The 8,088-nt window shown below is 65.9% G+C and carries 5 protein-coding genes and 1 pseudogene; 5 read left to right on the top strand and 1 reads right to left on the bottom strand.

The features are described 5' to 3' along the window. Positions 1-12: 12 nt before the first annotated feature. A pseudogene (locus tag IEW15_RS26620) lies at positions 13-1,100 on the bottom strand (ATP-binding protein). A 327-nt stretch (positions 1,101-1,427) separates the two neighbouring features. On the opposite strand from IEW15_RS26620, the gene IEW15_RS19905 reads away from it, so the two are divergent. The 5 genes from IEW15_RS19905 (at position 1,428) to trpS (ending at position 8,068) form a co-directional block, all read left to right on the top strand. Next, positions 1,428-1,628 (top strand): hypothetical protein, encoded by a 201-nt coding sequence (locus tag IEW15_RS19905; RefSeq protein WP_188581208.1) that lies wholly within the window; start codon positions 1,428-1,430, stop codon positions 1,626-1,628. Positions 1,629-1,731: 103 nt separating this feature from the next. Then, positions 1,732-4,581, top strand: coding sequence for a [protein-PII] uridylyltransferase (locus tag IEW15_RS19900; protein ID WP_229708356.1), 2,850 nt, complete (start codon positions 1,732-1,734; stop codon positions 4,579-4,581). Between the two features lie 66 nt (positions 4,582-4,647). Beyond that, the gene (gene murJ, locus IEW15_RS19895) at positions 4,648-6,204 is read left to right on the top strand and encodes a murein biosynthesis integral membrane protein MurJ (RefSeq protein WP_188581206.1); all 1,557 of its coding nucleotides are present in this window, start codon (positions 4,648-4,650) and stop codon (positions 6,202-6,204) included. A gap of 59 nt (positions 6,205-6,263) precedes the next feature. Further along, complete coding sequence (locus tag IEW15_RS19890; protein ID WP_188581204.1) at positions 6,264-6,899, top strand: LysE family translocator; 636 nt, start codon at positions 6,264-6,266, stop codon at positions 6,897-6,899. 176 nt (positions 6,900-7,075) lie between these two features. After that, a complete protein-coding gene (gene trpS, locus IEW15_RS19885) occupies positions 7,076-8,068 on the top strand; it encodes a tryptophan--tRNA ligase (RefSeq protein WP_188581202.1) in 993 nt (330 codons plus the stop codon). The last annotated feature ends 20 nt before the right edge of the window (positions 8,069-8,088 follow it).

Here is an 8,088-nt window from a genome sequence, read left to right as displayed (position 1 = left end):
GGACGGGCCGCCTCACGCCGTCCCAGGCGACGGTGACGCTCTAAACCAGCCCGCCGCGCTCATTGCGCGACAGCCTCCAAAGGAGACGACATTGGCGCTGTCATACAGAACCACGCCATAGGCGAAGCGGTCTCCGCAGGCTTCTGCCAGCGCTTTCAGACCCGAGAAATCGTCTGCATTGACCGACGCGCTTGCCTTCACCTCGATGCCCGCGATCATGCCGTCGTCACGTTCCAGCACGATATCGACCTCACGAAAGTTGCGATCCCGGAAATGATATGCCGTCAGCCGCAGGTCCGAGGCCGCCATGAGCTTCAAGACTTCTGAGAAAACACAGCTTTCCAACAGGGCACCGAATGTCCTGCGATCTCTCGTGATCCGCTCGAACGTCAATCCACGCACAGCGGCAAGCAGGCCGGAATCAAGGAAGTGCAGCTTCGGTGTCTTGACGATCCGCTTCAGCGCGTTGGTGTACCAAGGGGGCACTGTCGTCATCAGGAAGATCTGTTCGAGCAGCCCGATATAACGTTGGCTTGTCTTGTGGGTGACATTGATGCAGGCGCCCATCTGCGAATAATTGGCAAGCTGGCCGGAATGTTCGGCCAGAAGTCGCACGAACACCGGAAGGTCGGTCAGTTTTTCCACAGCGGCGATATCGCGCAGATCGCGTGTCAGGATCGATGTGAGATAAGACCGTGCCCAGTCCTGCCGCCGCCGTTCGCTGTCGCGGCTGATGACTTCTGGAAATCCCCCGAGCAGAACCAGTTGAACCAGATCATCGCCGAGCGTTGCCGCCGGTCTTGCAGGAAACGGCCGGGGCGATAGTCGTCGTCGATGGCCTTCTTTATGGACAACAGCAGATCAGGTGCGCGCTGGATCTCGTCGATAGTGGCGTTGTCCAGCCCCCGGATGAAACCGACCGGATCGGATCTGGCTGCGGCGAGCGCTGTCTGGTCATCAAGCGTGATATAGCGGCGCCCGGCTGTCTCCATCTGTCGGACAAGGGTGGTTTTGCCGGCGCGGCGCGGCCCCACGATCAGGACCGCCGGCGTATCCGAAAGAGCTTCCTCCGCCCGTCGCTTCACAAACCGTTCAAACATTTATTCCGCCTCCGGCTCCGGCTGATTGAGATTATCAGCCACGCTGATTGGGAGCCAAGAGACTGCTCCTTGGGAATCAAATGCCCGCTGATTGGGAGTCAAGCGGGCGCGGACCGGGACCGTGCTGGTCCGTCAGAGGCGGGGCATCCATGCTGGGCACCATGGGTGCAATAATAACTAACATTAAATGTATAATATGATCTATTGACTATCTCGTGCGTGAATTTCATCATCGATTCAGATATCCTTGTGGAATTACGCTATTGTTGTATATATAGCGTCAATTATGTGTAAAATTAAAATGAGCGGCGAAGGATGCGAGGCGCGATGTTCCGGTTCCAGGCAGAGGCGGCCGTGGCCCGTTCAGGGTCCGATGATGATCTGCGCCGGCGGCTTCTGGCGGCGGTGCTGGGGCTGGCGATCCTGGTCGCGGCCTTTGCCGGTGGCATGCTGGCCGGCCGGGGTGACGCGCCGGACCGGGGCGGGCTTGCTGATGTGGCGGCAGAGCTTGTGGCGGCAGGGGGCTGACGACGTCTCGCATCATGCCCATGTTGTGGGGTAGTCTGGACCGGTTCCGGTGTTTCCCCCGACCGCCGGCCCGTGCACCCCAAAGCCCGAGGCCTCGTTCCTGATGACCGCGATCCGCAACAAGCGCCAGATCATTCACCGGCGTGCCCTGATGGCCGAGATCGAGCGGCAGGTCGCAGAGACCCGCCGGCCGGTGGACGGCCTGCGCCGCGAGATCCTGGCCTTGTTGAAGGACCATCTGGCCCGCGGCCGCGCCGAGATCCGCCGCCGGTTCGACGAGGGGGCCGACGGCGCCCATGTCGTGCGCGAGAACTGCTATCTGGTCGACCAGATCGTGCGCACCCTGTTCGAGCTGGCCTATATCCATGTCTATCCGGTGGCCAACCCGACATCGGCCGACCGGCTGTGTCTGGTGGCGATCGGCGGCTATGGGCGTGGCGAGCTGGCGCCGCATTCCGACGTCGATCTGCTGTTCCTGATGCCCTATAAGCAGACCCCGCGCGGCGAGCAGGTGGCGGAATACATTCTGTATCTGCTGTGGGATCTGGGGCTGAAGGTGGGCCATGCCGTGCGGTCGGTGGATGATTGCATCGCCCGCGCCCGCGCCGACATGACCATCCGCACCAGCCTGCTGGAAAGCCGGCAACTGTGTGGCGAGATGGTGCTGTACGAGGATCTGCGCCGGCGGTTCGCCGCCGATATCATGGTCGGCACCGCCAGCGAGTTCATCGACGCCAAGCTGGGCGAGCGCGACGAACGCCACCGCCGCATGGGCGACAGCCGTTATGTGCTGGAGCCCAATGTGAAAGAGGGCAAGGGGGGCTTGCGTGACCTCCACACCCTGTTCTGGATCGCCAAATACACCTATCGGGTCCAGAACCTGTCGGACCTCGTGGAGCAGAAGGTCTTCACCGCCGGTGAATATCGCCGTTTCGCCAAGGCCCAGAACTTCCTGTGGACCGTGCGCTGCCATCTGCATTTCCTGGCCGGCCGGCCCGAGGACCGCCTGACCTTCGATGTCCAGACCGAGATCGGCCGGCTGATGGGCTATGCCGACCGGCCGGGCGCGCGCGGCGTCGAGCGGTTCATGAAGCATTACTATCTGGTCGCCAAGGACGTGGGCGACCTGACCCGCATCCTGTGTGCGGCGCTGGAAAGCGCCAATCAGCGCCAGCCCAAGATCCGCCTGCCCAGCATCCTGATGCGCCGTGAAATCGACGGCTTCCGGATCGAGGGTGGCCGGCTGACCCTGGCCAACCGTCATGAACTGGCCGAGCAGCCGATCCGCATGCTGCGGCTGTTCCGGGTGGCGCAGAGCCGCGAGATGGATGTGCATCCGCAGATCCTGCGCTGGATCACCCAGAACCTGAAATATATCGACGACGACGTCCGCGCCGATCCGGCGGCCAATCAGGTGTTCCTCGACATCCTGACCTCGCCCAAGGATCCGGAAGCGACCCTGCGCCATATGAACGAGGCCGGCGTGTTCGGCCGCTTCGTCCCCGATTTCGGCCGGGTGGTCGCCCAGACCCAGCACGACATGTATCACGTCTATACGGTCGACGAGCACACCATCCGGGCGATCGGCATCCTGTCGGGCATCGAGAAGGGTGCCTTCGGCGAGGATCTGCCGCTGGCCACCCGCATCGTTCACGACGTGCTGTCGCGGCGGGTGCTGTATATGGCGGTTCTGCTGCACGACATCGCCAAGGGCCGGGGCGGCGACCATTCGGTGCTGGGTGAAGAGGTGGCGCGCAAGCTGTGCCCGCGCGTCGGCCTGACCCCTGAGGAAACCGAAACCGTGGCCTGGCTGGTGCGCTGGCACCTGCTGATGAGTGCCGTGGCTTTCAAGCGCGACATCGAAGACCCCAAGACCGTGCTCGATTTCGCCGATCAGGTGCAGTCGATCGAGCGTCTGCGGCTGCTGACCGTGCTGACCGTGGCCGATATCCGCGCGGTCGGGCCCAATGTCTGGAACGGCTGGAAGGGAACGTTGATCCGCGAGCTGTATTATCGCGCGGCGGAACGGCTGTCGGGCGGCCATGTCGAGGGACTGAACCGGGCCGGCCGGATCGCCGCCGTGCAGGACAGGCTGCGCGAGCGGCTGGCCGACTGGGCCGAGCCCGCCTTCCGTGCCCATGTCGAGCGGATGCCCGGCTCCTATTGGCTGGCCCATGACGCCGAGGTGCTGGAACGCCATGCCCGGCTGGTGGCGCGGGCCGACCGCCAGGGGCCGGCGCCGCTGGTGATCGATGTCGCCCCTGATCAGTTCCGCTCGGTGGCGGCGATCACGGTGTATGCCCCCGACCATCACGGGCTGTTCGCCGGCGTCGCCGGCGCCATGGCGCTGGCTGGCGGCAACATCGTCGACGCCCGCATCGTCACCACCACCGATGGTATGGCGCTGGACACCTTCTGGGTGCAGGACGCCGACCGCAGCGCCTATGACGACGCGGTGCGGGTGGCGCGGATGCGCGATCTGGTGGGGCGCACGCTGTCGGGCGAGTTGCGCCCCGCCAAGGCGCTGGCCGAACGCCGCGACGGGCCGAAGCGCACCGACGTGTTCCAGGTGACGCCACGGGTGTTGATCGACAACCGTGCCAGCAACACCCAGACGGTCATCGAGGTCACCGCCCGCGACCGGTCGGGTCTGCTGTTCGCCATCACCCGCGTGCTGTCGGATCTGGCGCTGACCATTTCGTCGGCCCATGTCGCGACCTATGGCGAGCGGGCGGTCGACACCTTCTATGTCAAGGATGTCTTCGGGCTGAAGATCACCCATCAGGGCAAACTGGCGCGGATCCGCGAGGATCTGCTGGCCGCGCTGGACGCGGCCGGACCGGTGATCGAAAGCGATGGCAGCCTGCGAAGCTCGCTGATCAACGGTGCGCGCGACGACGAGGAGAGCGCGCGCGGCGATGCGGGTGGCGCGCACGGCGAAGCCGCTGAATGAGCCATCGACCGGGCCGCTGCGGATGACGCTTTCCGCGCGACCCGGTTTCGGATACACCCGCCATCCATGAGCCTGATCCGCGCCGCGGCCACTGTGGGTGGCCTGACCATGATGTCGCGCGTGCTGGGATTTGCACGCGATGTTCTCGTTGCCGGCCTGCTGGGGGCGGGCGCGTCGGCGGACGCGTTCTTCGTGGCCCAGAAGATCCCCAACCTGTTGCGGCGGATGTTCGCCGAAGGCGCGTTCAGCGCCGCCTTCGTGCCGATCTATAACCGCATCCGGGTGGAGCAGGGGCCGGCTGCCGCCCATCATTTCGCCGAGCAGGCGCTGGCGGTGCTGGTGACGTCGCTGGTGCTGATCCTGGTGCTGGCGGAAGCGGCGATGCCGGCGGTGGTGACGGTGTTCGCGCCCGGCTTCACCGACGATCCCGAAACCTTCGGGCTGGCGGTTGATCTGGCCCGGATCGTGTTTCCCTATGTGGTGTTCATCTCGGCCGTGGCACTGGTCGGCGGGGTGCTGAACTCCCTGGGCCGGTTCAGCGCCTTTGCAGCAGCCCCGGTGCTGTTCAATCTGTGCCTGATCGGCGGCTGCATCGTGTCGTTGCAGGGCTGGAGCGATGCCGGTGCCGCCGTGGTCCAGGCCTGGGCGCTGCTGCTGTCGGGCATGGTGCAGCTTGGCGCCATGCTGGTGGCGGCCCATCGCGCCGGCGCGGTTCTGCGCTTCCGCCTGCCGCGGATAACCCCGCAGGTCAGCCGGCTGCTGAAGGTGGCGGCGCCGGCGGCGCTGGGCGCCGGGGTCTATCAGGTGAACGTGCTGGTCGACACCATGATCGCCTCGCTGCTGGCCGAGGGTACGGTGTCGGCGCTGTACTATGCCGACCGGCTGGTCCAACTGCCTCTGGGTGTGGTCGGCATCGCAGTCGGCACCGCGCTGCTGCCGCTGCTGTCGCGGCGGATCAAGGAAGGCGCGCTGGATGATGCCCGCAGCCACATGAACCGGGCGATCGAGATCACTTTGCTGGTCAGCCTGCCGGCGCTGGTCGGGCTGGCGACGCTGGGCCTGCCGATCGTGGCGACCCTGTTCGAACGCGGCGCCTTCACCAATACCGCCACCATCCGCACGGTCGAGGTGATGACCCTGCTGTCGCTGGGCCTGCCGGCCTTCGTGCTGGCCAAGGTGTTAAGCCCCGGCTTCTATGCCCGCGAGGACACCGCCACCCCCACGCGTTATGCGGTGGTGGCGCTGGTCGCCAATGTGGTGCTGAACCTGGCCTTCATGCAGCCGCTGGCCCATATGGGCATCGCGCTGGCGACCGCGCTGTCGGCCTGGATCAACGTCTTCCTGCTGGCCCGGCGGCTGAACCGTGACCGGCTGCTGGTGGCCGATGCCCGCATGCGCCGCACTCTGCCACGGCTGATCCTGGCCAATCTGCTGTTCGCCGGCGCCATTCTGGGCGCGCTCTATGCCCTGCCGGCCTTCGCCGACATGCCCCATGCCGCACGCGCCTTCTGGCTTGCCTTGCTGATCGCGGCGACACTTCCGGTGTATATTGGTCTGGCGCTGTTGACGGGTGCGGCGCGCCTGGCCGATTTCCGGGCCCTGCTGCGCCGTCGTCGCGGCTGACGCCGACCCGAAGCTCACCCAAAGCCCGAAGTCACCATTCGCAATGGCGGTGCCGTCTCATGAGCCTGGACATCTGGCTGATCTATGCCGCGGCCGCCATCGGCCTGTCGCTGACCCCGGGGCCGAACGGCCTGCTGGCCCTGAACCATGGCGTGCGCTTCGGCCTGCGCCGGACGGCGGCGACCGCCGCCGGGGGCGTGTGCGGTTTCATGGTGCTGGTCGCCGCCTCGCTGGCCGGGCTGGGCGCGCTGCTGGCGGCATCGGAACAGGCCTTCACCATCGCCAAATGGATCGGCGCCGGCTATCTGGTCTGGCTGGGCATCCGCACCTGGCGGGCACCGGCACCGGCGGCGACGATCGCTGTGGCCATCCAGGACGCGGGCGCTGCCCGCGCCGCCGGATCGGCCCGGCTGTTCGGCCAGGGCTTTCTGGTCGCGGTGTCGAACCCCAAGGCGCTGATCTTCTTTGCCGCCTTCCTGCCGCAATTCATGGTGCCGGGCGTGTCGCTGGTGACCCATTTCCTGGTGCTGGGCGGCACCTTCGCGGTGGTGGAATTCCTGTATGAACTGGTGCTGGCCGGCACCGCCCAACGCATCGCCCCCTGGCTTGGCCGCAATGGCCGCTGGTTCAACCGGGTGACCGGGGCGGCCTTCGTGGGCATCGGCGGCGTGCTTGCCACCACCAGCCGCGGCTGAGCGGCGGGGGATCTGTGATTTCGGGTGAAAAATCATCCGGGTCAGGACCCTTGACCCGCCGGGCGCGCACGCGCGATATAGGCGCGTTTCCCCATGAACGGCCCATGGCGGATCGATCATCCGTGCCGGTACTCCACCCCCGGACGGCGACCGCGAAGGCCAAAGGCGAGGACCAGATGGCGAGGATCTTTTCCGGCGCGCAGCCGACCGGCAACCTGCATCTCGGCAATTATCTGGGCGCGATCCGCAACTGGGTCGGGCTTCAGGACAGTTATCAGTCGGTCTTCTGCATCGTCGACCTGCATGCGATCACCGTCTGGCAGGATCCGGTGGCGCTGACCCGCCAGACCCGCGAACTGACCGCCGCCTATATCGCCGCCGGCATCGACCCCGAACGCTGCGTGATCTTCAATCAGTCGGCGGTGACGGCCCATGCGGAACTGGCCTGGCTGCTGAACTGCCTGACCCCGATCGGCTGGCTGAACCGGATGACCCAGTTCAAGGAGAAGGCCGGAAAGGACCGCGAGAAGGCGAGCCTTGGCCTTTATGCCTATCCGGTGCTGATGGCCGCCGACATCCTGGCCTACAAGGCCACCCACGTGCCGGTGGGCGAGGACCAGAAGCAGCATCTGGAACTGACCCGCGACATCGCCCAGCGCTTCAACCAGCTCTATGGCCGCGACGTGCTGCCGCTGCCCGAGCCGATGATCCTGGGGGCGGCCACCCGGGTGATGTCGCTGCGCGACGGCACCAAGAAGATGAGCAAATCCGACCCGTCGGATTATTCGCGCATCAACCTGACCGACGACCGCGACACCATCGCCCAGAAGCTGCGCAAGGCCCGTACCGACAGCGAGCCCGGCGTGACCTATGAGCCCGAGCGCCGGCCCGAGGTCGCCAATCTGATCCGGATCTATGCGGCACTCGATGGCCGGACCACCGATGCGGTGGTGGCGGAATATGCCGATGCCCCCTTCACCGATGTGAAGGCGAAGCTGACCGATCTCGCGGTCGAAAAGCTGGGACCGATCGCCGAACGGATGAAGCAGCTGATGGCTGAACCGGCCGAGATCGACCGTATCCTGGCGCGGGGTGCCGAACGGGCGCGCGCGATTGCCGAGCCGGTGCTCGACGAGGTGCGCCAGACCATGGGGCTGCTGCGGCCCTGACCGCCCCGGCGTCCTGATCG

Source organism: Tistrella bauzanensis, assembly GCF_014636235.1.
Taxonomy (GTDB): Bacteria; Pseudomonadota; Alphaproteobacteria; order Tistrellales; family Tistrellaceae; genus Tistrella; species Tistrella bauzanensis.
This window is presented reverse-complemented; position numbering and strand designations above follow the sequence as displayed.

Coding starts and splice junctions, on each gene's coding strand:
- IEW15_RS19905 (WP_188581208.1), top strand. CDS start 1,428: ATGTTCCGGTTCCAGGCAGAGGCGGCCGTGGCCCGTTCAGGGTCCGAT.
- IEW15_RS19900 (WP_229708356.1), top strand. CDS start 1,732: ATGACCGCGATCCGCAACAAGCGCCAGATCATTCACCGGCGTGCCCTG.
- murJ (WP_188581206.1), top strand. CDS start 4,648: ATGAGCCTGATCCGCGCCGCGGCCACTGTGGGTGGCCTGACCATGATG.
- IEW15_RS19890 (WP_188581204.1), top strand. CDS start 6,264: ATGAGCCTGGACATCTGGCTGATCTATGCCGCGGCCGCCATCGGCCTG.
- trpS (WP_188581202.1), top strand. CDS start 7,076: ATGGCGAGGATCTTTTCCGGCGCGCAGCCGACCGGCAACCTGCATCTC.